Here is a 23,255-nt window from a genome sequence, read left to right as displayed (position 1 = left end):
GTGTATATATTATCTTTAATTAAAGATTTCAATTTATTAATATTTATCACCCACTGTCCTTAATGTCACGACCATTGTAAATAACTGTTTCGAGTATATATTCTCCAACCCAAGGATAAATCCTTACTTACTCTATGACTAAGTGTAACACAGCAATAATTTCAGAATAGTACCATCATTTTTTAGTACCAGACTACGGTATCGTACTACGTTATCCTGCCCGTTAGCGTAATGAACTAAATTTTAGCTTAACGAGGTACGAGTTTGTTTTCGGAAATGTAGAAAGTTAAATTTTTACCTTTCCCCCTTTGGTCACCCTTATATGATTGCCTCTGTGATGATCGTGGCTACTTCTGCTGGTTTCACCAACTTGTTATTCAGTGACTCAATAGTTAACCACTATTAAATTGAATGATGATGGTGGACGAAGGACTGAAAAATAGTAATCCTCTGCCGAGTCCCATCGAAGATGCCATTCCACATCGTCAGTACCCTCTCTAATATTATGCCTATTGCGGCGTAGTTCGGGTAACACATCCACGAGAATTGTAAAATCGACAACATCGGATAGTTCAGGGAGCGAGCTATAAATTCCCTCGAGAATAATTACCTGTGAAGGCTCATTTGTAACTAAGTACGGTGCCAAACCATTCCCAGACGAAAAGGAAAAAGGGTGATATTCTGCTTTTTCACCTCTAATCATTGGTAATAATGCCTCAGTTCGCATACGCTGCCAATTAATACAATGGCGACATTTTTGCTCCGATGTATAGGAGTCCCATTCATCGTTAGTGATAGTCGCATCGAAGAAGTCATCGTACTGAATCACTACTGCACCCAAGTGCGAAGCAACCTCAGCAGCCAACGTAGATTTACCAGCACCACTCCCTCCATCCAAAGACACGACCAAAGGAATGGTTCGTCCAACCAGACGCTCCTTAATAGCAGAAATAATGGACCGAACAGCTTCTTGTGATTTATGTGATAAATGGTTCTCTTCCACATCTACTACTCCCTTACTAAAAAAGATATTTTGAATTAATTGTAGCTGCTTATAGATATCATGTGAATGGAACAAATATCTTAAGTTATTGAATCTTGTGTGGGTGGTGTTTTAAGCATAACTGCCCGTTAGCGTAATGAACTTTATGCTCAACCTTTCCAATACTTGATTAACATAGGAATACCAAATTGCCTTCTTTCAAAGCAGTAAATATTGCATCTGCGACATCGACTGACCTTTGGTCTTGAGCAACTTCCTCCTCAAAATTATCCTCAAATATCGAACGGATATGTTTTTCAAGTTCAAACGCATCCAAGTCATTAAGATGCTTAGTAATATAAATCGTAATTCTGCGAATCTCAGACTCATATTCGTCTGGGGGACAATCCATTGCTAATAGTCCAAAAGGATCCCATTGATCAACGAACATTTTGACAATTTGAAAGATTGGAGCAGTATCTATAAGAAGGTTGCTAAGATATCTTTTTTCCTCGGCTATTTGGACTTTAGCCAGATTTAATCTTTCCTCAATCGACATGGATTTTTTCATAAAGCACCGACCGCCTACCCTTCACTAAGACTTTTTCAAATTTACTTGGTCAGCACACTGCACTATCCTGCCTGGTAGAGCAATGCAAAACAATCGATGGATCGGTTCCATAGCTGTGCTATCGTTCCCCGTTAGCTTAGCGAACAACCTGATTAAAACTAATATCTACAGCTTCATCAAAGCTGTATTTCAGGTAGTTCTTTACATATTCAGAAAAATCATTAATTGTTACCCAGTTCGAATTGTCCGTTCTAATTGTGCCATTCGTTTTTTCAGCGCATAAGATGGCAGACCTATAAAAGGCCCGTTTATCTACAAGTAAGGCGTTATCATCGATATCAATCATGATAAGTTTATTATTCAGTAATTCAAAATTGTTGACCTTTGGATAACATCACTCCAGCGATTATCATCTATCCATTTATCCCATGACAACATTAAAGAATTATATTCTTTTAGGTCTAATGCGTGAGATACACTCAATGCCTTCTCCCACATAACCTTTTTTAACTCGTCTACATTGGGCAAGGTTTTTGAACTTTTCATGTTTATATATAATTGCATATAAATCCCCTTTTTATTTCAGATCGTCTCCAACATTGCTATTCTCAGTTTAGCTAAGTCTAAAGAAACTTCATACAAAATTCCACTAATCTGCCCGATAGCTTAACGATCGGCCTAGGCACAATAAATGAACTGCACCCCAATTGTTAGACATCATCTAACATTGGAGGTAAGTTCATTAATGGATTTGGCTTCTTTTTTTGTTTTACTCACTTTTAACTCCTTAAACAGACCGGATATACGGGTCGTCGATGCTAACGCGCCGTCCTTCCCGGTTCGATACATAGCTTGCAAGTACCATGCGAAGCGATGTCCGACCTTCCTCCGCCGTGGCCAACGGCCCCCGCTCACCATGAAGGAATTGGGCGATCGGTCCGGCCAGTCCGCTGATGCGGTACCCGTGATTCGCCGGGCTTGCAATATCACTTTCCTCCCATACACCAGACTCCGCGTAATACCGCTTGAGTCCCGTTGCTCCTTCCGGCCGTGGAACGTTGCAGCTGGGAACATCTCCGTAGTTCTGCACGATCGTACCTCGTTCGCAGATGATCTCCATCGTGTTCTCCGCAGCTGTGCAGGTGAAAGAGCAGCTAACCTCGGCGAGCGGTCCTCCCGGATACCGGAATATGGCGATCCCGTTATCATTCGGGATTCGTGGGTTGTACAACGACGCAATCTCTGCGGTTACTGTCTCCGGCACGCCGAGTAGGAAGTGGAAGAAATCTATTGGATGTGAGGAATCGTCCGCCCAAATATCTCTGTTATGCTCGGGGTCAACATGCCAGGAATCGGCGAATGTCGGGTTCAAAGCCATGGGCAGCCCATGTCTACGGCGAACTATAAATACCTTGCCGAGCTCCCCACTTTCCAGCCATGCCTTCATTTGCAGATTCTGCGGGTCTACCCGCATCTGCCAGGCGATTGTAAAAGGAATGCCGTGCTGTCGCACAGCCTCCACAATGCGATCCGCTTCGGCGATCGTCAGCGCGATCGGCTTCTGCAGTACGACCGCTTTACCGTGTATAGCCGCCAGTTCCACCAGTTCTGCGTGCATGGACGTTTCAGAAGCGATCACGACCGCACGGATATCCGCCCGGGAAAGGAGTTCCTCCACGCTATGACAGATCTCCAATCCGTATGATTTAGCTGCCACTCCCACTCTTGTGGAATCATGATCCCATCCAGCGATCACACGCACGCGATGCTCCGGTTGATTCCACTGTTCGCAATAAGCATTGACATGTCCGTGGGCAAAACCCAATACGCCTATTCCAATTGTTGTATTCATTGTGTTCCTCCATTCTGAAAATTTAGTATGTAATAGATTGTAATAGGCATCTCGGCATCATATTACAAAGTCTAGTAACTTCTGATGCATCTGATGTTTGAAACAGTCTTAGCAATAACCCTTTCATACATCAAAACAATTCCCCTCCCCCGTATAGGCTTAGGCCTATTTAGACTACACCCAATGATGTTCATTTCTCAGACCAATTTACTTAAAATATCTCAACGACATATTACTATATATTGTAATTACCCTGCCCGTTAGCGTAACGAAAGGCCGCCCGCTGGCAGCCCTCATGGTATTGAACTATCGTGTCCCGTTAGCTTAAAGATTTAATCGACTAAGACCCTATCACCCTTACTAATAGGTTGAGAAATTACAAGAAATTCAATGTCATCATTTGACTTGTTGAACATTTGATGAGGCACCAAGGGAGCGACTTCTACTCCCTCTTGTGTATTGAGCACAATCTCTTTACCATCAATCTCAATGGTTGCTATACCAGTTAAAACAAAGAAAAATTGACGTGATTGTTGGTGATAGTGCTTAACTTCGGAAGTTTGTGCTGGCATTCTTTCATGGATTACGCTTAAATCTTGATTCTTTACTAAATGCCAACCATCGCAATTATCGCCCCAAATATAGTGTTCAGCAATATGTTTACTCATTTTCATTCCTGTAACTCCTCTCATGATGTTGGAGTAATTTTAACATAATTTCATTAAGCAAATCTGCCCGTTAACGTAATAAAGCTACCCATCGTGCAGGTAGCTTCTCGTCTTAAATTCTTATTGAGCTATCGTGTCCCGTTAGCTCAATGACTTACACCATCTAAGAACCGCCTCGTCAACTTCATCGATATAGCCAACATTATCGATTAAATTCCAAAATAAAATTTTGTCTGTCTCATCATTTTCTTTAAACGGCACTACGTTATCCAATTCTGCATAATAAATTGGATTATATTTTATTGCCCCATCTGGTTTCCTAACCTTCAGTAGGCCCCTAAATTCCATATCCTTAACAACCTGCCCTGTTTCCTCAAAAAGCTCCCGAATCGCACATTCTTTAGCTGTTTCACTGTTATCTCTTCCTCCAGCAGGTACTTCCCACTGTTTTCTCAATGTATTAAAACAAATCAGATACTTACTATCGAATCGAACCACGGCGTATGAACCTGCCAGTGGTGAGTTATGCTTTAGTTCATGTTCATTCAATGAGATGCACTCTAAAAACTCGTAGCCATCTTTATTAATAATAACTGTCACTTCAAACCCTCCTTTCCCCAAATTGTACCATAATGTTAAAGGTGACTATTGCGCAAATCTGCCCGTTAGCCATCCATGCCGCTCACACGACACCACAGATTATGGAACTGATTTCGTTCTTCCATGGGAGCTTAATCTTACTGGTCTTTATTTTGCTTCTTCATATGATTCAAAAAATTAGTCTCAATCCACGCATCCGATACATCATAACTATTAAATTCTTCTTCAGATGGGGCGAATTCTTTTTCATGAACCAAACCTTTTATGAAAGTTTCAAAATTCTCCGCAAGTATTGTAATTTTTGGTTCATCAAATGTCTCTACATCAACATGTATCACTTTTGGATTACCATTAATTCCACATTCGCTATAATCCATCATAATAGCATCATGACCGCCAGAGGGGCATGAGCATACAAGGATACCAATGTTAGGGTATCCCCATTCTTCAATCATAAACTTACTCCCGAGTTCAATAGAATCAATCCCCCACATACCTCCTATTCCAAGAATGGCGGTAATGGCAATATGGTCTTTTGCCCATGAGGTGGCCGTATTTGTGGGGAAACATGTATTAACGGGGGTACCTCCATTTTTTAATTTTATGAGTTCAATATATGCATTCGGCAGTTTATAGCCAAGGAGTTTTTCTGTTTCACAAATCATAGTGTCCGAAACTTGATTCGGACTTGTATAATAATCTGATTCACCCCAAAACTTGTCATAGTCATTTTTCATGATTTTCACCCCTCCGTTTATTACTACATTCGCTATTCAAGTGATTTCTCCCTTGTTTTAGAGTCTATGTTATTGAACTATTCTGCCCTTTAGTTTAATAGCGGCGGAACTCTAGAGGAGAATCCACTGCTATCTCATACTAAAAAAATCGGCGATAAAGTTCTCTCCGACGCTCTCCGCGGAGCTGAGCATAAATTTGCGTGGTTGATGCTTTTTCATGCCCCAGCATGCCTTGAATAAAATCTAACGGTGCTCCGTTATCAAGCAACTGGCACGCATAAGTATGACGAAATCGATGAGGGTACACGTTTGCCTCGATCTCTCCGCGAACTGCAAGCCGCTTTAATGCCCATCTGAGCGTTGGAATGGCCATACGTTTAAGTGGTTTTGTATCAGTTACAAATAAGGCTTTACATGAATCCTCACGATTGGCTAAATACTTCTTCAACCATACTTTACACTCAGTGGTGAAATAAACTTCTCTCTGCTTTGAACCCTTCCCATTAACAATGGCAGAGCAATTCTCCCAGTTCAGATCCTCAATGTTTGTCTTCTCGACCACTCCAATTCGGCAACCTGTGCTGTAGAGAAACTCAAGCAGAGCTCTCTCCCTGAATGTCTGACATGAGATTTTTAGATGGATTACATCTTCCTCCATTAAAAACTTAGGAATTCGCTTATCCATTTTGGGCTCACGTAGCTTGAGTGAAGGGTTGGTAAGTAAATAAGTTTCTTCATATGCAAAACGAAATAAGGAGCGTACAAAACGGATGCGGTGCCCAAGACTACTTGGTTTCAATCGATCAGAATGCTTAGCGAGGTATTCCTTAAGCAGATTCAGAGTTATTTCAGAAATATCTAAATCTCCGAAATTAGTAACCAGCATATTAAGCTGCAGGGCATAAGCTTTTAATGTGTTTGGACTAAACCCTTGGATTCGCTTGTCCGCCTCATAATGACGCCAAAGTTCACTTAAATTCATATTAAAACCTCCTATTAGAGCAGTTAATTCTAGTTTGCTTCTAATAAAAGGTTTTAGACCGATTGATTCATAATAGCGTTCCCCGTTAGCGCAGCGACTCTTCAGTAATAAAAAATCCAACAGGATAGTGCTCATCTTCTTCCACATCTACATCGGGGTACCGATTGAAAACCGATTGAAAGTTATCGTGTTCAATTAAATGTTCGATAAGTTGTTCAATTCTTTCCCTGCTAATAACGTCAATTAACACCATGTCGCTGGACCAAAAATACGAACCGTTCATGCATTCTCCAGTTTGTATATTCTTTTGCCTTAACGTCTCGATGTTTAGATAAGTGAAAAAGCTCGCAATCCATTTGGAGCGATCCGAATAGACAACAATAACATCGGTATTACAATTGTTACAATCCCATGAGTCTTCGAGCCATTCTTCAGCTTCAATCCAAACATAACGCTTCAAATAATTCATACATGACTCCTCTAAGTAGCTTGTATTTCAGCTATCGCTCCTCGTTAGCTTTTTCGTTTGATACGAATAAAGGGGGTTAATGCAATTAAAACTCCTGCTAAGAAAAAGGAAATTCCATACGCATGTAAGTGAAAATCTGTCGCTGGAATGAAGAGGTTATCAAAAAAAAAACTTACGAATTCCCATACTTCCGTTTGGACTTCTGGCGGTAAATGTATAAATCGAGTAAGCTTCATAAATAAGATACAGTCCTAACAGCACTGCAATAAGCTTAAATGTCAGTTTCAATGTCGGCCTCCTTTCTTGCACTTACCATTAATTCCATATAATGTATACGTATTGATTGGGCTTTTTGTTTCATTAAACTGCCAGTTAGTTTAACAAAGAAAGGGAGCAGCTGCCGCAGCAAACTACTCCATGTTTGTTCAACTATCGTTCCCCGTTAGTTGAACAAGATAAAGTGTGTTAAATAATGAATTCCTGTTTCTTTATCTACTATTATTCTGTTTCCATTAGCCACGCCATTTTCTGTAAGGATTTCTTCAAATCTATTCTTTGAGCCTTTATTCTTCTCTGAGTCTTTATTAAACATTTTTCCGCCTCCATATTCAGTTAGATGTTAACACTATTACTGAAATTTCAAACAACACCTTTTTATACTATGATCTTAGCAGGTAATTATTAAAAAAGTAGTAAAAAGGAAACATTTTTTCGAAAACAGCCTATTGCATTAACCTGCCCGTTCGTATTATGAGGTCACCAGATCTTTCTGGTGGACCTCATTTTTGTGTGGTCGTAAGATAGCGGTAGCCGGGGATAGAACGTACCTGCCCGTGGGAGCTAGATCCCGAGAGCTATACAGTTCATCCCCCCTACTTGTTAAACCATGATTAGGCTGGTTGGGACCATGATCCCGAATCACATGCGATAATGTGGACGACAAGAAGGTTAGGGGTTGCCAGCGAATATAATATGAGGAGTGATTGAATGAATCCTGTCATTGGATTAGATGTATCTAAAGGAGAAAGTCATGCACAAGCTTTTTCAGATCGAGGAACGCCCTACGGAAAGACCTTTCGATTTGAGCATAATCTTGAGGGATTAGCATCCTTCCTCCGCTTTGCTCAAAACGTGGAGTCCTTTGCTGGGCAGCGTCCGGCCATTGTGTTAGAAGCAACAGGTCATTATCATAGTCCTGTTATTCAGTTTCTAGATGATCATCAATATCTGTATATCGTTATCAATCCATTAATTTCACACCAAGCGAAAAAGATGAATTTACGTAAGGTGAAAACGGATGTTGCTGACGCATACCAGTTGGGCGAAATGTTCTACAAAGAAGAGCTGGAGCCTTACAAAAAACGGGGTCAGTATCTGATGAACCTGCGTTACCTGACACGGCAACATGAGTCACTGACTGAAATATATGTCCAGGTAAAGTTGCAGTTTCAAGCGGTACTGGATCAAGTCTTTCCAGAGTATCATGGCGTGTTTGGTGACCTTTATTCTAAGGTATCACTTCGTTTCCTGGCCCAGTATCCAACGTCTCAATCGGTGCTAGCGTTGTCCGAGGAAAACGTTACGGCGAACATAAAACGCCTTGTTGGACATGTTACCTCGAACCGGTGGTCGCTAGATCGGGCACAGAAACTAATGGCTGCTGCAAAGCGAAATCCCTTCAGAGAGACCGCTTTTCCGAGTCATTTAATCTCATTAGAGTTATTCATTAATTTACTTCTTCAGTACCAGGAGCATCTAACGAAACTGGATAAATCGATAGAAACTCTGGCTGAAGAATTAATGGAGTACGATCTAATCCAATCGATACCCGGCATTGGCACCAAAATTGCAGCAACAATTTTAGCTGAGGTCGGAGAAATTGATCGGTTCGATCACGCGAAGAAACTGGTTGCGTTTACTGGGATTGATCCAAGCGTCTTTTCTTCCGGCAAGTTTACAGCAACCCGAAATAAAATCACCAAACGTGGTTCTAGAAGGCTTCGGACAGCTTTATATCAAGCTGTAAGGTGTGGACTGAAAGGCTCACGTAACAAGAGAATAAGAGCTTATTACGACAAAAAGCGTGCAGAAGGCAAACTATTTAAAGTAGCCGTGATCGCTTGTGTAAATAGACTAATCCATTGGATATATGCGATTTTGACCAAGAAAGAACCTTTCCGATTGACTGAATAAGCAACGTTTAGATATCGAGGAAAACCTTCCCAAATTCTTTGGGGCGGTTATTTGTCATGCATTTTTACCAGTATAACATCCTTCGTTTACTTCATTAATAATTAAATATTGACAGGCTATTAGCTGGTATAGTTTAACAAAGAAAGGGAGCAGCTGCCGCAGCAAACTACTCCATGTTTGTTCAACTATCGTTCTCCGTTAGTTCAACGCCTAATAGTACATATGTACAAAATTCTATATTTTGTAAAGATGTAAAAAGAAGCTGCCACGGCAGCTCCTTCATCGTCTATATAGAGTCCTTCATTTATCGTGAGCTCATCACGTAAGAAAGCTTTGCTTCGGCATTTCCCGTTAGCTGCAACAAAATTGGTTCGTTTTCGTGACTTGCGCTAACCGTGAACGTTAAAAACGGACAGCATTTTCGCTCCAAGCTAATCCAATCATATAACAGACGCAGCGTATCCGAATCACTAGGAAATTGATACTCAAACCCTTACTCAATCTCCGCAACTCCTAGCCTTCTTTTTTCTAATTCGCCCCCAGCGTCCTTGTAATCTATACGTTCTTCTTTCGTGAAAACGATATGGCAGCAAGCAACCGGTATTTCTTTTTTCATACGCTTAGCTCCTTCCACTTGCACAAGAAGTGCAGCTGCAGCCTGGTTTCATACACGATGTTCCATTTGCCTTTCAGCGCTGATAAATAACGACTGCAACAATAATAAGAACAAGAGCCAATATCACAATCACCACTGGATTTAAAAAGAAAGAAGATATGCCAAGAACTGCCGCGTCGCCAAGCAAGGGTATTGCACAACATAGCGCGCATGCTCCAAGAACACCAAGCCCCGCTAGCCATTCCTTGTTTTCATTTACTCCACCACCTCATTCCGACTATACTTTTATTATAAAACTTAAAGTTAACTTTAAGTCAGGGGGAGGTAAATTCCTTTGCCAAGTCTCAGCATCGGAAAGTTAGCAGCAAAAGCCGATATAAACGCGTCTACGCTTCGTTATTATGAATCTATTGGATTTTTGCCGCCACCGGAACGAATAAACGGTCAGCGCCGCTATGCTGAAAATCTAATTGAGCGAATCACATTCATAAAAATTGCGCAGCAAACCGGCTTTACGATTCCAGAAATCGGCGTGCTGCTCGAAGGTTTCGAAACGCTCCCGCCATCAGAGCGATGGGAGGAAATGGCGCGAGAAAAACGTACGCAGCTTGAAGAGAAAAAAAACAAATTAACTCCATGATCCAAATTTTAGATGATGGCTTGAGCTATAAATGTCTTACCTGGTCCGAGTGCTTTGATAAAATAAAAACCACCGGTACTTGTTCATAGTGAGGTTTCGGCAACATTTTAACGTAAATATACGCTAAGGGATGAGTCGATCCAAGTCACCATCCCTGACGCCAGATGATACTCGCCACCAATTATTTTCAATTCACCGTTCGCTAACTTCTCATTTAATGCTGTTCGTAAAAGGATTGCGAATCTTGTCGTGAATCATTTCCCGTAATGTTTGGCATTCGCATCCACTCCTTTATTATCATTAATTCAACTTCACAACGTCGCGCGCAGAAAGCTGTGCGCGTTGTGAAGTTTTGATTTCAAACAATCAAATAATCAAATATTCAAATATACAGCAGTTACAACCAAAAAACAATTGATGTGCTGGATTGTACCTTCTTCCACGATGTTCGGTTCGAAAATATGTGCTATTATATTCATATATTCAAAAGTTTAAACACATTAAGGGAGCATACGCCATGAATCAAAATATTCAACAGTTTAAAGCCGATTTTTTTAAAGCTTTAGCTCATCCAATGAGAATTCGAATTCTTGAGGTTCTGAGCGAAGGAGATAAAAACGTAAATGAATTACAAAGTATTTTGGGGTCGGAAGGTTCTGCCGTTTCTCAGCAATTGTCGGTATTGCGAAATAAAAATGTGGTCACGAGCTTAAAAGATGGAACTTCGGTCATTTATTCATTACGGGACCCGCTGATTAAGGAGTTACTAGCAGTCACGAAGCAGATCTTCGATAATCATCTAGTTGATGCCATTTCATTACTTGAGGTCATTCGAAATGAATCATAAACGAAAAAACAAGGGCATCCGTGAGTAACACCAGGGATCACCTTGTTTTTTTGTTTTTCAATCTGGAACCTGCTAAGCAATGTTCGATTTTAGCGATTGACATTGATCGTTGACAGGAGTAACATTTCATATATATTCAAATAATCAAATATATGAAGAAGAGAAGGTATATCAGATGAAATGGACGGGACGATTGGAAGGATACCATGCAGCCGCATTCCGTAAGGATCTCATTTCAGGCCTCATTGTTGGCATTATCGCCATTCCATTAGGGATGGCGTTTGCTATTGCTGCCGGTGTGAAACCGGAATATGGCATTTATACAACCATCGTTGCCGGTATTTGTATTTCCTTGTTCGGAGGCTCTAAATTTCAAATAGGTGGCCCAACCGGCGCATTTATTCCGATCCTCTTCGCGATCGTCATTCAATATGGATACGAAAATTTATTGATCGCGGGATTTTTGGCGGGAATTATCCTTGTTCTTATGGGGGTATTTAAACTTGGTGCGTTGATTAAGTTTATCCCTCGTCCTGTAACCATAGGATTCACCGCAGGAATCGCCGTGATCATCTTTAGCGGTCAAATTGCCAACTTTTTAGGGCTAATCGGTATTGAGAAACATGAGAATTTTCTACCCAACATGAAGGAAATTGTGGTGCATCTGACAACTACAAATATTTACAGTGTCATAACCGCTGGGGTTTGTTTGGCGGTCATCCTCCTAACGCCGAGATTTCTACCGAAGGTACCAGGTTCCTTAGTAGGGCTTGTCGTATCCACTGTAGTGGCGACAGTATTCTTCAAAGGAGACGTATCAACGATTGGGTCGTCATTTGGAGTTATTCCAAGCACATTACCCCATTTCCATTTTCCTGATCTAACCTGGGATCGTATTGAAACCCTGATTCGCCCCGCCTTTATTATTGCCATGTTGGGCGGCATCGAATCCTTGTTATCTGCGGTTGTTGCCGATGGTATGACCGGAAGTCGTCATAACAGCAATCGTGAACTGATAGGGCAAGGCGTCGCCAATATGATAACCCCTCTCTTTGGGGGCATTCCAGCGACAGGAGCCATTGCACGGACAGCAACCAATATCAAAAACGGTGCGGTCTCGCCTCTGTCCGGTGTCATACATGGCATTGTTGTATTACTGGTGCTCATATTGTTTGCACCTTACGCATCGGAGATCCCACTTGCTAGTATGGCACCTATTCTGATGCTGGTTGCTTGGAATATGAGTGAACGAAAAGAATTCGCCCACGTCTTGAAAACCAAAACGAGCGATTCCGTAGTCCTCCTCATCACCTTTTTCCTAACTGTCTTTACGAATTTAACGACTGCAGTTGAAGTCGGATTAATCTTGGCCGTTCTTCTGTTTGTGAAAAGAATGAGTGACGGCTTAATAGTTTCCAAAGTATTGCCTGACCCAAAAGCTAAACATGAAAAAGTGAAAGCCCATATGGTAACGGAAAGCCATGATTGTCCACAAATCGGGATATATACCATAGAAGGCCCCCTCTTCTTCGGTGCCGCGAACATGTTTGAGAAGTCGATCATGGACACCATTCATCTAAGGCCGAAAGTGTTACTTCTGCGCATGGGAAAAGTACCCTTTATGGATACAACAGGTGAGTCTAACCTGGCTAGCTTGGTGAAACACTTCAAGAAGTTTGGCGGGATGGTTCTTATATCGGGAATTCAATCTCAGCCTTTGGAAGTATTGAAAAAAACAGCGTTGTATTCGCTAATTGGCGCTGAACATTTATTCGAGCATACGGGTGAGGCGCTTGACTTCGCTCTATTGCAACTAGATTTGAATAAATGTCTGGGTTGTAAACATTTCGCTTTCCGTGAATGTATCTCATTATCTAACAAAGAGTCTCAAAAAGAAATGATATCCAGCTTGAAGCCAGATCCAGCAAGAACATAACCTATCCTCGATTCGGGGTGCTCCAAAGACGAAATGAGGTGAATGGATATGCAACTTAATACGTTATTCTGCCCGTTAGCGTAATAAAAAATGGAGTAGCTGCCGACTGCATCTGCTCCATTTTGTGTTTAACTAACGTTACCCGTTAGCTTAGTAAAATATCTGGGTAATCTCTGATAATTTTTCACTCCTTTAAGTTCTTTTTTGTTTGACAAAAGATAAAATGATCACCAGGATTCCAAACGTGCAGATGATCAGCACGGTATCCCCGGAGCCACAACACGCCGTTAATTCGTCTAAGATATAAACCTTTCGGAAAGTCATCGTCTTCAGATAGTATCTCCGATGCTATTGTGATGGAGCCAGCTGGAGCTTGATGTCGCCGTAAAGGATTCCCAAAATAACCTTCAGGCTGATCCAGATACTCCAGTCTTAGGTGAGGCCCCAGCTCAAGCGGACACAATTCCAAACCAAGTTCGCTCGCTCTTTTAAAGATCTGAGCCGTAGTAGCTCCATCATGAAAGCCAAGGTCGCCAACGGTTAGTTCAACGGTCTGCAGGCTGTACTTTGTATCAGAAGTCGTAAATTTATCATCAGCTAATAGCCTCTCTCCAGACTCATTCATCAAGATAGAGTATTGTTGCAATTTCTCGATAAGCTGCGATTTCGTAAGTCCGCCAACCTCTACTGTCCTTGTAATGATTTCGCAATTGGGATATATTTTCTCATTTTCGATACGCATTCATAGTCACTCCTAACAAATTGGGGAGATAGGCTGCAAAACCGATATAATCTGTTAGCGCAATTTAGAGCCTCAAATTCACCATGAATAATAAGTATAATATTACAGGTAACCCTATAGCAGATAGTATTGTGACTACGGTACGTACATTTTTCTCATCTCGTAATATAAACGCTAAAAACTTATACCCTAAAATACCAATCCATCCACCCATACAATTTAAAATTATGTCATCAATGTCTGATGTTCCGATGCCTAAAAGCCCCTGAGTGATTTCAACAGATAAACTCACAAGGAATATAAACAACAGATTGGTTATTACTCTTTTGTCCTTTTTGAATAATGACAAATAAGTACCAAGAGGAATAAGAATAACAATATTACCGACCACATTACTAAAAGCAAATCTTTTTATAGTCGCAGAACCGCCAAGTATATATTCCTTTATACTATAAAAGGGAATTAGATTAATTGACCTATTTAAAGTCCTTTGACTATTAAACATCTCCAAAAGTGAAATTCTTGATAATAACAATAATTTAATTAAAAAAACTATATAACAAATGAAAACACCATATAAAAAGATTGTTTTAAATCGCTCTCGTTTATTCATAATACCTCCACTTACTTCATCCCTGCTTATTCTCTGACGTTCAGTTAATAAATTGAGTTCATTGAGTGAAAAATCAATTTTACGTGCTTAATGCCCGATTGTTCAAAAATTCACCTATTTATTTCAATGGTAATATTCATTTTTTTTAGCAATTCATTGACCACATGCAGCGCTTCATCTCGCTGCATGTGCTCTAAAGTACAATATCTAATCATATCTAAGTTGATATCTATTTGTTTTAGTTCTCCTTCTATATCGTCAGGCACTGTTATCCAGGAAAAATTATGTTGCAATTCAGCGATACTGTACTTACCTTCAATAAACTTACGACAAGCTAGAATAAACTCGTACAAACAATCATTAATTGATACCCAAACAGGGTCTCTTTTGTCCTGCTCTGTTTGCTTCCTAACATATTGAGTCGCTGTTTCCTCACAAGCACCATACCTCAGATAATTCTTTTGTGCCTCTAACAATGGTATCTTATTGGCTCCTAAATCATATTCATTCATTTTTTGAAAATGGTCATCTTCCCAAAAACATACTGGACAGATTTCATAATCTTCGTCACTGTCTATCGTTTTGTAACCGCAACATGGGCATGTATATTTTTTTACATCATACCTCCATTACGATTTTCTCTATCTTAAAACACATAACCTCTAATTGCACTAAACTGCCCGATAGTTCAACGAGGCTGCCGTTTCATGCCTGCAGCCTCGAATTGGTGATTGTTAAGCTATAGTTCCCCGTTAAGTTAGCTAAGTAGCTTTGAGCCATCCCTATAGGGTTGCTCTCCGTACTGCTGTGGGAACGGTGAACATTGAAGCGTACAACGATCTGATAGGCCTCTTCTGGGTCAGCCGTCTACGGTAAACTCCGAGTAATCAAAGAAGTGATTCAAGATGCCGAATGCGCGAACGGTAAACGCTTTATTTCCTTCGGAATAATTATCCTCCACCTGCATGTAGAAAGGAAGAGATCGAACGTGCTTAGATTGCCACTCCACCGAATTCTCGCCTCGATTGCATACGATAATTTGGTCAGGCCCACCAACCTCGCAAAAAATTTCATGCCTCTCTGCAAGCCACGCTCTGTAATCGTCATCATCTGGACATGTCACACCCAACAAAATGAGCAATAAGCCCAAAACTATTAGCGATACCTTCCATGCTCGTTTCATTAAAACCTCCTAAGTATCGGTGGATGGGAACCGTACTCTTAACTTTACACGAGTTTATCAACAAAATACCAATATTTCACCTTTTTAGAAAGTGTATTTCTATCCTTTTGTTGAACTATCCTGCCCATTAGCTTAATAACATGAGTAAGCAAATATAAGAAAAAACCTCCCCACAGCCAAGAATCGCTGCAAAGAGGTTCATTTCTAATAATAAATCTTCTCATCCCGCTTCTCTTTAAGTATCTCAACCGCTTCACGAAACCTCAGTGAATGTATAATCTCACGCTCTCGCAGAAACTTTAGGCTGTCCTGCAGATCTACATCATCTGTCAGATCAATGAGCCACTGATAGGTAGCCCTCGCCTTCTCCTCAGCCGCAATATCTTCATAAAGATCAGCAATCGGATCACCTTTGGCTTGAATGTAGGTAGCCGTAAAAGGTACACCTCCTGCGCTCTCATAGAACAATGCGCTATCATGGGCAGCATAATGAGCTCCTAATCCAGCTGCTTTGAGTTGATCAGGTGTTGCGTCTTTTGTGAGCTTATAGACCATGGTGGCAATCATTTCAAGATGGGCGAATTCTTCTGTGCCAATATCGGTTAGCAATCCAACTACCTTATCCGGAATCGTATATCGTTGATTTAAGTAGCGCAAGGCAGCTGCCAGTTCTCCATCCGCCCCGCCATATTGCTCCATTAGAAATTTAGCCATTAGAGGATCGCATTTACTGACTCGAACGGGATATTGGAGTTTTTTCTCATAAACCCACATGAATTGAACCTCCTATTCGTTGACCTTAACTCATACCTATCGTAATCGCACTATACCTGCCACGGCCAAGGTGCTTCATTCCACTGCCAAGGCGACTTCGAATAACTGTGGCCAAAATGCATAAGCGGACCATATTGCGATTCGTAATGGTTTGCAATTCTTTGCCTCAGCTCCGCAAAATGATTATACTGCTGAATCGCATCTGAATCTGTTGGATGCGTGTCCAAATATAAATTCAATTCGACCAACACAAAATCTACGGCTTGCAATTCATGCAGCAGCTTATAATAGGCCTCATCCAGCACTTTCTCCATCTCTATTCACCTTCTTCTGGCCTGTCATTTTTTGGACCGTACGGACTGAATAATGCTGGCCAAAGCGTTCCGTATTTTAGAGCATCAAAGGGTGAAAACTGCGGTAAATTGGGGGGTTGAAATGTAATGAACAATTGAGGACCCACATTAAAGCTCTTTATTCGTATTGGCGGACAAGGATCAAACGGACTGACGAAAGGCTTATAATAGCGTGTCTGATCATTCACGATCGAAGTCTCCTTTCGGTGATGTTCTCCGATTAATTGTATGATAGACAGCTTGCTCAACATTACAAATATATAATTTCTTATCACTACACAAAAAAGCTGTCTCAAAAGGTTAAAAACCTTTTTGAGACAGCTCTTCTTCTATCAATTCGTTCTATTAACGGATACGATAGCTAAGGTCATTCCAACGAAGCTCGTTGCGCAAACCGCGAATCGTTGTGTTTTTATCGATAACAACAGCTTCGATGCCAACCAGATCAGCCCAATCAACAAGCTGTTCCGTTGTAACTTCATAAGAGAATACTGTGTGATGTGCACCGCCTGCATAAATCCAGCCTTCAGCCGCATCGCGCAGTGATGGCTGCGGCTTCCACAGTACACGAGCTACAGGAAGATTTGGCATAGCATGAGTCGGTTTAACCGCATCCACTTCACTAATAATAAGACGGAAACGATTGCCCAAATCAATCAATGATGCATTAACAGCTGCGCCTGAGCGACCATCAAATACGATACGTGCCGGATCAGCTTTACCGCCAATGCCAAGCGGATGTACTTCAATCTTCGGACGGGTATCTGCGATAGTAGGGCACACTTCCAACATATGCGCGCCTAGAACGAGCTCGTTGCCTTCTTCAAGATGATAAGTATAATCCTCCATGAAGGATGTTCCTTTATTGTTAGCAATAATCTTCATTAGACGAGTAAATGCTGAAGTTTTCCAGTCTCCCTCGCCTCCGAAGCCGTAGCCTTGCTCCATCAAACGTTGAACTGCAAGACCCGGAAGCTGTTTCATGCCATGCAAATCTTCGAAAGTTGTAGTAAAGGCTGAGAAACCGCCCTCTTGCAAGAAACTTTTAAGTCCTAGCTCGATACGTGCTTGTTCGCCAATCGATGCCCACGAAGCGGCATTGTTGCGTGTCTCAGAAGAAATGTCATACAGCTCGCTGTATTCTTCTAGCAGCTGCTTTACATCCGAGTCTGAAATATCATTCATGCGAGCAACTAAATCGCCGATTCCATAACCATTAATCGACCAGCCGAACTTAATTTGCGCTTCAACTTTATCGCCTTCTGTAACGGAAACTTGACGCATATTATCGCCAAAGCGAGCAACCTTCAAATGACGTCCTTCGTTGAATGCAACTGCTGAACCCATCCAGCTTGCAATACGGGAACGTGTTTGTCCATTTTCCCAGTGACCTGTAACAACTTTGCGCTCAAGACCCAACCTTGAGAAAATATGACCAAACTCACGGTCACCGTGCGCAGATTGGTTTGTATTCATGAAATCCATGTCAATTTCGCCCCACGGAATATCACGATTAAATTGTGTATGTAGATGAAGCAGCGGCTTGCGAAGCTCAGATAAGCCATGAATCCACATCTTTGCCGGAGAGAAGGTATGCATCCACGTAATAATGCCTGCACAGCTTTCGTCTGCTTTCGCCTCCAAGCAAAGCTTGAAAATATCTTCAGGAGTTGTAACTACAGGTTTGTATACAATATCGAAAGGAATTGCAGAATCGTCATTCAGCGCCGCCGTAATAATGCGTGAATGCTGAGCAACTTCCTCAAGTGTTTCCGGTCCGTACAAATGCTGGCTTCCCGTAACAAACCAAAATTGATAAGGTTTAACTTGTAACATTGAATAATTCCTCCTTAAAGTTTTGCGAATGCAAAACTACTTCGTAAGCATTCACCTAAGTTTTGCGAATGCAAAACTACTTCGTAAGCATTCGGGTAACATTCACAAAATAGAGTATAAAAGTTTTACTTGTACGGACATTAGCGCTAATTATTACAGGTATGACGAAGCACTTGTACATACAACCTAATATAGGTTTATCATACTCTGAATAGAAAAGGTTTTCAATATCCTATCCATATAAAATTCAAATCTATTTTGTTGAAAGAGTGAATGCTGCGCTTTAAGGATAGTTTTTCGGGTTAATCAGCAGCTCATATACTACATTTCCATTGACCCTGTGGAACATACATACAACTAACTGCAAAACCTCCAGCTAATTAGTCTCAATACTATTCCAAAGAAGTGTTTAGCTGTAAATCCTACAGCTAATATAGCGATAAAGCCGTCACAGTATAGTAACTTGTCCGATTAGATGTAGGAAATACAGTTAAACCGTGCTAATACGCAGAAATCAGTTAATTAGATGTAGGAAATACAATTAAACCGAGCAAATAAGCAGAAATCAGTTAGTTATATGCAGGAATTCCATTTAACTCATACGATCTACACTCGCGCATCTGCTAAATCAGAATACATAGCATCAAGAACAAATCTTATTGAAGTAATTAATCACTATTTCGAATGAAGGAGTTAATTCATATTTCGGATGCTGAGTTTGGCTACTTGAGTCTTGTTTCGGTTAGCAGCATTTACATATATGTGTTTTGTTTTAAGCTAATCCATGTGTTGTTCTTAGGTTTGACGTGAAAAATTTTGCTTCTGCTGATTTTTGACCATAAGCAGACAAGTAGGTCCTTTACCGATCCGGATATTGCTCTAGACGATATGTATATCCGCAAAAAGAGCAGCGAAACAGAACACTTTTATCTCCTACTTTAAAGGTTAGACGGTCATCGTCCTCAACCTCTATGAATTCTCGTCCCTGCTCATCTCGATCTCCAGTAGCGAATAATACGGTCTTATTTCCACACTCACATTCAAAACTCATCAACGGAATCACTCCTCTTTAATGTAAATCATTTGCCGTCCAATTATTTCCACGAAATAAAAACGAAGTCCTTTTCTCTCGATTCATTGCTTCATTGTGTTAGCTTCGATATAATTATCAAGTGTTGTCTACAATAATTATCGATGACATTATTATATTACAAAAATCACGTCAAGGAAGGGTTACAAAAAACATGTACATTGCAGATAAATGGGTAGATTACGAGGTAATAGATACGGGAGATGGAGATAAACTAGAGAGATGGGGAAATTATACACTCCGTCGTCCTGATCCGCAAATTATTTGGCCAATTACGAATGAAACAGGACTTTGGAAAAAAGCAGACGGGCATTACCATCGCAGCTCTGCTGGCGGCGGCCAATGGCAGATGAACCCGACGCTTCCCGAGCGCTGGACCATTTCATACGGTGAGCTTAACTTCCATATTAAACCGACTAATTTCAAGCATACTGGATTATTTCCTGAACAGGCTGTTAACTGGAGCTGGATGATGGATAAAATCAGAGCTGCTGGACGTCCGATTCGCGTGCTCAATTTATTCGCCTATTCAGGCGGAGCAACTGTTGCTGCTGCTGCTGCCGGCGCTGAGGTTTGCCATGTTGACGCAGCCAAGGGCATGGTTCAATGGGCAAAGGACAACGCTCAGCTGTCCGGCCTCGAGTCAGCACCGATTCGGTATATAACAGATGATGTATTCAAATTCGTTCAGCGCGAGCAGCGCCGCGGCAAGCAATATGATGCAATCATTATGGACCCTCCTTCTTATGGGCGTGGGCCTAATGGTGAAACATGGAAGCTTGAAGAAAATCTTTTTCCTTTTCTTCAATCCTGTACATCGATATTGTCCGATAACCCTTTATTTCTGCTAATTAATTCTTATACTACCGGACTATCCCCGTCTGTGCTTCACAATTTGCTGCATATGACGATGAATGCCAAATACGGCGGAGAAATTAATTGCGGAGAGATTGGACTGCCTATTACGAAATCAGGACTGAATTTGCCATGCGGCATCTTGGGCCGTTGGGAGTCTAAGTAATGTCCATTCCTATTTTGTATGAGGATAATCATGTGCTGGCCGTCGTTAAGCCGCCTGGCATCCTTTCGCAAGAGGATGAAACAGGAGACCCTGATATGCTCTCGCTGTTAAAGCAGGACTTAAAAGAAAGATATAACAAGCCGGGAAACGTGTTTCTCGGTCTTGTTCACCGTCTTGACCGGATGGTAGGCGGCGTTATGGTTTTTGCGAAAACGTCAAAGGCAGCTTCCAGGCTGTCCGAGTCCGTTCGAAATCGTGATTTCGGCAAAACATATGTATGTGTGGTTCAAGGTACTCCTGCTAAGCAGCAAGCGCGGTTAACTCATTATATCCGCAAAGACAGCAAACAAAACCAGGTTACCGTTTTTAACAAACCAACTCCTGAAGCGAAGGAAGCGATACTAGAATATGAGATTGTGGCGGCATCAGAACGCTGCTCTCTTATTGCAATCAGGCTTCATACCGGAAGGCCGCATCAAATAAGAGCACAAATGGCTCATATCGGTTGTCCGCTTGTCGGCGACCTCAAATATGGATCTAGACCAACTTCCAATATTGACAGCATTGCTTTATGGTCAACCTCCGTATCTGCTCCTCATCCTGTCACAAAGGAAACAATGAGCTTCCATTCTATTCCAAGCGGTTCAGTCGCTTGGAGCTGGTGGACGAAGGAACAGCTAGAATCCGCCTCCAAAAGGTTAAGCAGCTAGCAAAAAGGAAGGAAGATCCATAAATGCGCCGCAAACGGCATCGAAAGACCAATACCCTCTTATTATTGTTATCCTTGATCGGACTTGTGATCATTTTTCTCATGCCCTCTGTCACAGAGAGGGCTTCTTCTCCCGCTGAAACTGAAACTGCAGCCACTGCATCACCTGCTCCCGATGATCAACCTGTATTCTCACCTACACCGCCGTCTCAAGAGCCAATCCAAACCGAGCCCTCTCACGCTCCCCCACAGCCCGAATATGCAGATGCCGTATGGATTGCGGTTGGCGATGTAATGATGCATACACCTCAGCTTCCCGGCGCTTATGACAAACAAACAAATCGCTATAACTTTGATCCTTTCTTTGAAGAAGTCAAGCCGATCTTACAGCAAGGAGATTGGGTAATCGCTAATCTGGAAACACCAATTGCAGGAGTTGAATTCGGATATACCGGATATCCAACCTTCAATGCGCCGACTGAATTAGCAGAAGCATTGAAGAATGCAGGCTTTAACTTCCTTACCAATGCTAATAATCATTCTCTTGATAAAGGCGAGAGAGGGATTCTTCAAACCATAAAAAACCTGAAGAGTCTTGATTTCAAGCCAATTGGTACAGCATCCTCGCAAGAAGAAGCAGATAGTCTTACACTGTCTGAGAAAAATGGCATTGTGATGGGACTAGCAGCTTATACGTACGGAACGAACGGCATTCCTTTACCTGACGGCAAGCCATATCTTGTTTCTCTTATTAATGAACAAAAAATAAAAGATGATATTAAGCGCCTCCGTGATGCAGGTGCAGATTTTGTAGCTATATCTCTCCACTTTGGCACTGAATACCAGCTAAAGCCCAATGACGAACAGAAACGGCTCGCAAGATCTCTTATCGCAGCAGGCGCTGATATTATTGCAGGCTCACATCCGCACGTTGTTCAGCCTTACGAGGTTCTCGAAACTACAGATCAGAACGGTCATGCCAGAAAAGGCCTTATTATTTATTCTATGGGTAATTTCATTTCAAATCAGCGGGGCGAAACGAAGGATTACGGGGTTATTTTTAAAGTAAGCATCCGTAAAAATATGTCCGATGGAACGATAGATTTTACTGAAATCGAGTCTATTCCTACTTGGGTGCACAGATATAAGCCGGATAATTCCTATCGGTACCGCATTCTGCCAGTTGAAGAAACGCTAGCTGATGCAAAGGATACCTTACTCACGAAAGCCGACTACGAAATGCTCAAGAAAGACAGTGTGCTGCTGCGCAATCGGCTTGATTCTATGAAATAAACAGAGAAATGCATTATATTTCGTTAAAGATTGGCCACTTTCCCTAATAGGTAAACAAGCAGCTGCTGATTATGAGAGGATATGCGGTCCAGCGACATTTCCATGATTTCAGTTCGAATCGCTGTTCCGCGTTCCGTCTCAGCCTTGCCCTTCTCCGAAAGATTCACCCATACGATTCTTCGATCATTATCGTCTCTCGTCCGTTCAATCAGCTCATTGCGTTCCATTCGATCAAGCAGCGTTGTTATTGCTGCAGGCGTAGTAGACAAATATTGAAGCAGATCCGATGGCTTCATCGGCTGATGCTGCATCAGCAGCTCAAGCACATTCAGTTGCCCTTCTGTTAAAGGAGCAAGTGATTGCTCTAAATTGTTTTTCCATTCTCGCGAAAGCTTCGTCCACAATCGAGTAAATTCATCAGTTAACATGCCCTCACACCTGCCTCCTGTCAAATTTCACCTATTTGTTTCTTATTATATCAGTCTTTTTTGTTGAATAAAAGGTTAATACAATTAATAATTTGCGCTATTAATCGATACAAAACCGAA

The 23,255-nt window shown here is 41.5% G+C and carries 27 protein-coding genes and 1 pseudogene; 7 read left to right on the top strand and 21 right to left on the bottom strand.

The annotated features are described in order from the left end of the window. Positions 1 to 385: 385 nt before the first annotated feature. The 10 genes from CEF13_RS12065 to CEF13_RS28780 form a co-directional block, all read right to left on the bottom strand. On the bottom strand, positions 386 to 1,003 hold the full coding sequence (locus tag CEF13_RS12065) for a uridine kinase family protein (RefSeq protein WP_166743016.1): 618 nt from the start codon (positions 1,001 to 1,003) through the stop codon (positions 386 to 388). 169 nt (positions 1,004 to 1,172) lie between these two features. Next, entirely contained in the window at positions 1,173 to 1,553 is a 381-nt protein-coding gene (locus tag CEF13_RS12060) for a DUF1871 family protein (protein ID WP_102710912.1), read from the bottom strand. Between the two features lie 787 nt (positions 1,554 to 2,340). Then, entirely contained in the window at positions 2,341 to 3,405 is a 1,065-nt protein-coding gene (locus CEF13_RS12045) for a Gfo/Idh/MocA family protein (RefSeq protein WP_102710909.1), read from the bottom strand. Between the two features lie 332 nt (positions 3,406 to 3,737). Then, positions 3,738 to 4,079 (bottom strand): cupin domain-containing protein, encoded by a 342-nt coding sequence (locus CEF13_RS12040; protein ID WP_102710908.1) that lies wholly within the window; start codon positions 4,077 to 4,079, stop codon positions 3,738 to 3,740. A gap of 135 nt (positions 4,080 to 4,214) precedes the next feature. Further along, on the bottom strand, positions 4,215 to 4,673 hold the full coding sequence (locus CEF13_RS12035; protein WP_244917072.1) for an NUDIX domain-containing protein: 459 nt from the start codon (positions 4,671 to 4,673) through the stop codon (positions 4,215 to 4,217). Between the two features lie 137 nt (positions 4,674 to 4,810). Next, positions 4,811 to 5,410 (bottom strand): SMI1/KNR4 family protein, encoded by a 600-nt coding sequence (locus CEF13_RS12030; protein WP_102710907.1) that lies wholly within the window; start codon positions 5,408 to 5,410, stop codon positions 4,811 to 4,813. Positions 5,411 to 5,549: 139 nt separating this feature from the next. After that, complete coding sequence (locus CEF13_RS12025) at positions 5,550 to 6,392, bottom strand: tyrosine-type recombinase/integrase (RefSeq protein WP_102710906.1); 843 nt, start codon at positions 6,390 to 6,392, stop codon at positions 5,550 to 5,552. 85 nt (positions 6,393 to 6,477) lie between these two features. Next, positions 6,478 to 6,861 (bottom strand): hypothetical protein, encoded by a 384-nt coding sequence (locus CEF13_RS12020; RefSeq protein WP_102710905.1) that lies wholly within the window; start codon positions 6,859 to 6,861, stop codon positions 6,478 to 6,480. A 159-nt stretch (positions 6,862 to 7,020) separates the two neighbouring features. Further along, positions 7,021 to 7,149: a hypothetical protein gene (locus tag CEF13_RS29455; RefSeq protein WP_279589037.1), complete on the bottom strand. Its 129-nt coding sequence runs from the start codon at positions 7,147 to 7,149 to the stop codon at positions 7,021 to 7,023. A gap of 154 nt (positions 7,150 to 7,303) precedes the next feature. After that, positions 7,304 to 7,453: a DUF6440 family protein gene (locus CEF13_RS28780; protein WP_166743015.1), complete on the bottom strand. Its 150-nt coding sequence runs from the start codon at positions 7,451 to 7,453 to the stop codon at positions 7,304 to 7,306. Between the two features lie 395 nt (positions 7,454 to 7,848). On the opposite strand from CEF13_RS28780, the gene CEF13_RS12015 reads away from it, so the two are divergent. Beyond that, positions 7,849 to 9,054, top strand: a complete 1,206-nt coding sequence (locus CEF13_RS12015) for an IS110 family RNA-guided transposase (protein ID WP_102710904.1) — start codon at positions 7,849 to 7,851, stop codon at positions 9,052 to 9,054. 493 nt (positions 9,055 to 9,547) lie between these two features. Here CEF13_RS12015 and CEF13_RS29450 read toward each other — a convergent pair whose 3' ends face one another. After that, entirely contained in the window at positions 9,548 to 9,670 is a 123-nt protein-coding gene (locus CEF13_RS29450; RefSeq protein ID WP_279588888.1) for a hypothetical protein, read from the bottom strand. A gap of 334 nt (positions 9,671 to 10,004) precedes the next feature. Here CEF13_RS29450 and CEF13_RS12000 point away from each other — a divergent pair, with 334 nt between their 5' ends. The 3 genes from CEF13_RS12000 (at position 10,005) to CEF13_RS11990 (ending at position 13,093) form a co-directional block, all read left to right on the top strand. Next, positions 10,005 to 10,310: a MerR family transcriptional regulator gene (locus tag CEF13_RS12000; protein WP_243864593.1), complete on the top strand. Its 306-nt coding sequence runs from the start codon at positions 10,005 to 10,007 to the stop codon at positions 10,308 to 10,310. A 517-nt stretch (positions 10,311 to 10,827) separates the two neighbouring features. Further along, positions 10,828 to 11,157, top strand: a complete 330-nt coding sequence (locus CEF13_RS11995) for an ArsR/SmtB family transcription factor (RefSeq protein WP_102710902.1) — start codon at positions 10,828 to 10,830, stop codon at positions 11,155 to 11,157. A gap of 175 nt (positions 11,158 to 11,332) precedes the next feature. Then, on the top strand, positions 11,333 to 13,093 hold the full coding sequence (locus tag CEF13_RS11990) for a SulP family inorganic anion transporter (RefSeq protein WP_102710901.1): 1,761 nt from the start codon (positions 11,333 to 11,335) through the stop codon (positions 13,091 to 13,093). A 184-nt stretch (positions 13,094 to 13,277) separates the two neighbouring features. Here CEF13_RS11990 and CEF13_RS11985 read toward each other — a convergent pair whose 3' ends face one another. From CEF13_RS11985 to CEF13_RS11940, 9 genes and pseudogenes are all read right to left on the bottom strand, one after another. Next, entirely contained in the window at positions 13,278 to 13,835 is a 558-nt protein-coding gene (locus tag CEF13_RS11985) for a helicase (protein WP_102710900.1), read from the bottom strand. Positions 13,836 to 13,899: 64 nt separating this feature from the next. Beyond that, positions 13,900 to 14,448, bottom strand: coding sequence for a VanZ family protein (locus tag CEF13_RS11980; protein ID WP_102710899.1), 549 nt, complete (start codon positions 14,446 to 14,448; stop codon positions 13,900 to 13,902). Between the two features lie 362 nt (positions 14,449 to 14,810). Then, positions 14,811 to 15,059, bottom strand: a pseudogene (locus CEF13_RS29190) (CPCC family cysteine-rich protein); the annotation flags it as partial. A 248-nt stretch (positions 15,060 to 15,307) separates the two neighbouring features. After that, a complete protein-coding gene (locus tag CEF13_RS11970; protein ID WP_102710897.1) occupies positions 15,308 to 15,631 on the bottom strand; it encodes a hypothetical protein in 324 nt (107 codons plus the stop codon). A gap of 204 nt (positions 15,632 to 15,835) precedes the next feature. Next, positions 15,836 to 16,405 carry a manganese catalase family protein gene (locus CEF13_RS11960; protein WP_102710895.1) on the bottom strand — a complete coding sequence of 190 codons (570 nt, stop codon included), beginning with the start codon at positions 16,403 to 16,405 and terminating at the stop codon, positions 15,836 to 15,838. A gap of 50 nt (positions 16,406 to 16,455) precedes the next feature. Continuing rightward, positions 16,456 to 16,719: a spore coat protein CotJB gene (locus CEF13_RS11955; protein WP_102710894.1), complete on the bottom strand. Its 264-nt coding sequence runs from the start codon at positions 16,717 to 16,719 to the stop codon at positions 16,456 to 16,458. A 2-nt stretch (positions 16,720 to 16,721) separates the two neighbouring features. Continuing rightward, a complete protein-coding gene (locus CEF13_RS11950) occupies positions 16,722 to 16,946 on the bottom strand; it encodes a spore coat associated protein CotJA (protein WP_102710893.1) in 225 nt (74 codons plus the stop codon). Positions 16,947 to 17,103: 157 nt separating this feature from the next. Further along, positions 17,104 to 18,594, bottom strand: a complete 1,491-nt coding sequence (gene araA, locus CEF13_RS11945; RefSeq protein ID WP_102710892.1) for an L-arabinose isomerase — start codon at positions 18,592 to 18,594, stop codon at positions 17,104 to 17,106. A gap of 859 nt (positions 18,595 to 19,453) precedes the next feature. Next, positions 19,454 to 19,645 (bottom strand): hypothetical protein, encoded by a 192-nt coding sequence (locus CEF13_RS11940; RefSeq protein ID WP_102710891.1) that lies wholly within the window; start codon positions 19,643 to 19,645, stop codon positions 19,454 to 19,456. Between the two features lie 193 nt (positions 19,646 to 19,838). Between CEF13_RS11940 and CEF13_RS11935 the strand changes: the two genes are divergently transcribed. Genes CEF13_RS11935 through CEF13_RS11925 form a run of 3 tightly spaced genes read left to right on the top strand, consistent with a single transcriptional unit; the run spans position 19,839 to position 22,707 of the window. After that, on the top strand, positions 19,839 to 20,705 hold the full coding sequence (locus CEF13_RS11935; RefSeq protein ID WP_102710890.1) for a class I SAM-dependent methyltransferase: 867 nt from the start codon (positions 19,839 to 19,841) through the stop codon (positions 20,703 to 20,705). Beyond that, positions 20,705 to 21,415, top strand: a complete 711-nt coding sequence (locus tag CEF13_RS11930) for an RluA family pseudouridine synthase (RefSeq protein WP_102710889.1) — start codon at positions 20,705 to 20,707, stop codon at positions 21,413 to 21,415. Before CEF13_RS11935 ends, CEF13_RS11930 begins: the two co-directional genes overlap by 1 nt. 23 nt (positions 21,416 to 21,438) lie before the next feature. After that, positions 21,439 to 22,707: a CapA family protein gene (locus CEF13_RS11925; RefSeq protein WP_102710888.1), complete on the top strand. Its 1,269-nt coding sequence runs from the start codon at positions 21,439 to 21,441 to the stop codon at positions 22,705 to 22,707. Between the two features lie 23 nt (positions 22,708 to 22,730). On the opposite strand, the gene CEF13_RS11920 is transcribed toward CEF13_RS11925, so the two are convergent. Then, entirely contained in the window at positions 22,731 to 23,135 is a 405-nt protein-coding gene (locus CEF13_RS11920) for a MarR family winged helix-turn-helix transcriptional regulator (RefSeq protein ID WP_102710887.1), read from the bottom strand. Positions 23,136 to 23,255: the final 120 nt, after the last annotated feature.

It is taken from the genome of Paenibacillus castaneae (assembly GCF_002884445.1).
Lineage (GTDB): Bacteria > Bacillota > Bacilli > Paenibacillales > Paenibacillaceae > Pristimantibacillus > Pristimantibacillus castaneae.
Note: the sequence above shows the minus strand (reverse complement) of the source record. Positions and strands in the feature narration are given on the sequence as shown.

Bases quoted from the DNA above. Each gene is read 5' to 3' on its own strand.
- CEF13_RS12060 (WP_102710912.1), bottom strand. From the start codon at position 1,553: ATGAAAAAATCCATGTCGATTGAGGAAAGATTAAATCTGGCTAAAGTC.
- CEF13_RS12045 (WP_102710909.1), bottom strand. From the start codon at position 3,405: ATGAATACAACAATTGGAATAGGCGTATTGGGTTTTGCCCACGGACAT.
- CEF13_RS12040 (WP_102710908.1), bottom strand. From the start codon at position 4,079: ATGAAAATGAGTAAACATATTGCTGAACACTATATTTGGGGCGATAAT.
- CEF13_RS12030 (WP_102710907.1), bottom strand. From the start codon at position 5,410: ATGAAAAATGACTATGACAAGTTTTGGGGTGAATCAGATTATTATACA.
- CEF13_RS12025 (WP_102710906.1), bottom strand. From the start codon at position 6,392: ATGAATTTAAGTGAACTTTGGCGTCATTATGAGGCGGACAAGCGAATC.
- CEF13_RS12020 (WP_102710905.1), bottom strand. From the start codon at position 6,861: ATGAATTATTTGAAGCGTTATGTTTGGATTGAAGCTGAAGAATGGCTC.
- CEF13_RS28780 (WP_166743015.1), bottom strand. From the start codon at position 7,453: ATGTTTAATAAAGACTCAGAGAAGAATAAAGGCTCAAAGAATAGATTT.
- CEF13_RS12015 (WP_102710904.1), top strand. From the start codon at position 7,849: ATGAATCCTGTCATTGGATTAGATGTATCTAAAGGAGAAAGTCATGCA.
- CEF13_RS29450 (WP_279588888.1), bottom strand. From the start codon at position 9,670: ATGAAAAAAGAAATACCGGTTGCTTGCTGCCATATCGTTTTCACGAAA.
- CEF13_RS11995 (WP_102710902.1), top strand. From the start codon at position 10,828: ATGAATCAAAATATTCAACAGTTTAAAGCCGATTTTTTTAAAGCTTTA.
- CEF13_RS11990 (WP_102710901.1), top strand. From the start codon at position 11,333: ATGAAATGGACGGGACGATTGGAAGGATACCATGCAGCCGCATTCCGT.
- CEF13_RS11985 (WP_102710900.1), bottom strand. From the start codon at position 13,835: ATGCGTATCGAAAATGAGAAAATATATCCCAATTGCGAAATCATTACA.
- CEF13_RS11980 (WP_102710899.1), bottom strand. From the start codon at position 14,448: ATGAATAAACGAGAGCGATTTAAAACAATCTTTTTATATGGTGTTTTC.
- CEF13_RS11970 (WP_102710897.1), bottom strand. From the start codon at position 15,631: ATGAAACGAGCATGGAAGGTATCGCTAATAGTTTTGGGCTTATTGCTC.
- CEF13_RS11960 (WP_102710895.1), bottom strand. From the start codon at position 16,405: ATGTGGGTTTATGAGAAAAAACTCCAATATCCCGTTCGAGTCAGTAAA.
- CEF13_RS11955 (WP_102710894.1), bottom strand. From the start codon at position 16,719: ATGGAGAAAGTGCTGGATGAGGCCTATTATAAGCTGCTGCATGAATTG.
- araA (WP_102710892.1), bottom strand. From the start codon at position 18,594: ATGTTACAAGTTAAACCTTATCAATTTTGGTTTGTTACGGGAAGCCAG.
- CEF13_RS11940 (WP_102710891.1), bottom strand. From the start codon at position 19,645: ATGAGTTTTGAATGTGAGTGTGGAAATAAGACCGTATTATTCGCTACT.
- CEF13_RS11935 (WP_102710890.1), top strand. From the start codon at position 19,839: ATGTACATTGCAGATAAATGGGTAGATTACGAGGTAATAGATACGGGA.
- CEF13_RS11930 (WP_102710889.1), top strand. From the start codon at position 20,705: ATGTCCATTCCTATTTTGTATGAGGATAATCATGTGCTGGCCGTCGTT.
- CEF13_RS11925 (WP_102710888.1), top strand. From the start codon at position 21,439: ATGCGCCGCAAACGGCATCGAAAGACCAATACCCTCTTATTATTGTTA.
- CEF13_RS11920 (WP_102710887.1), bottom strand. From the start codon at position 23,135: ATGTTAACTGATGAATTTACTCGATTGTGGACGAAGCTTTCGCGAGAA.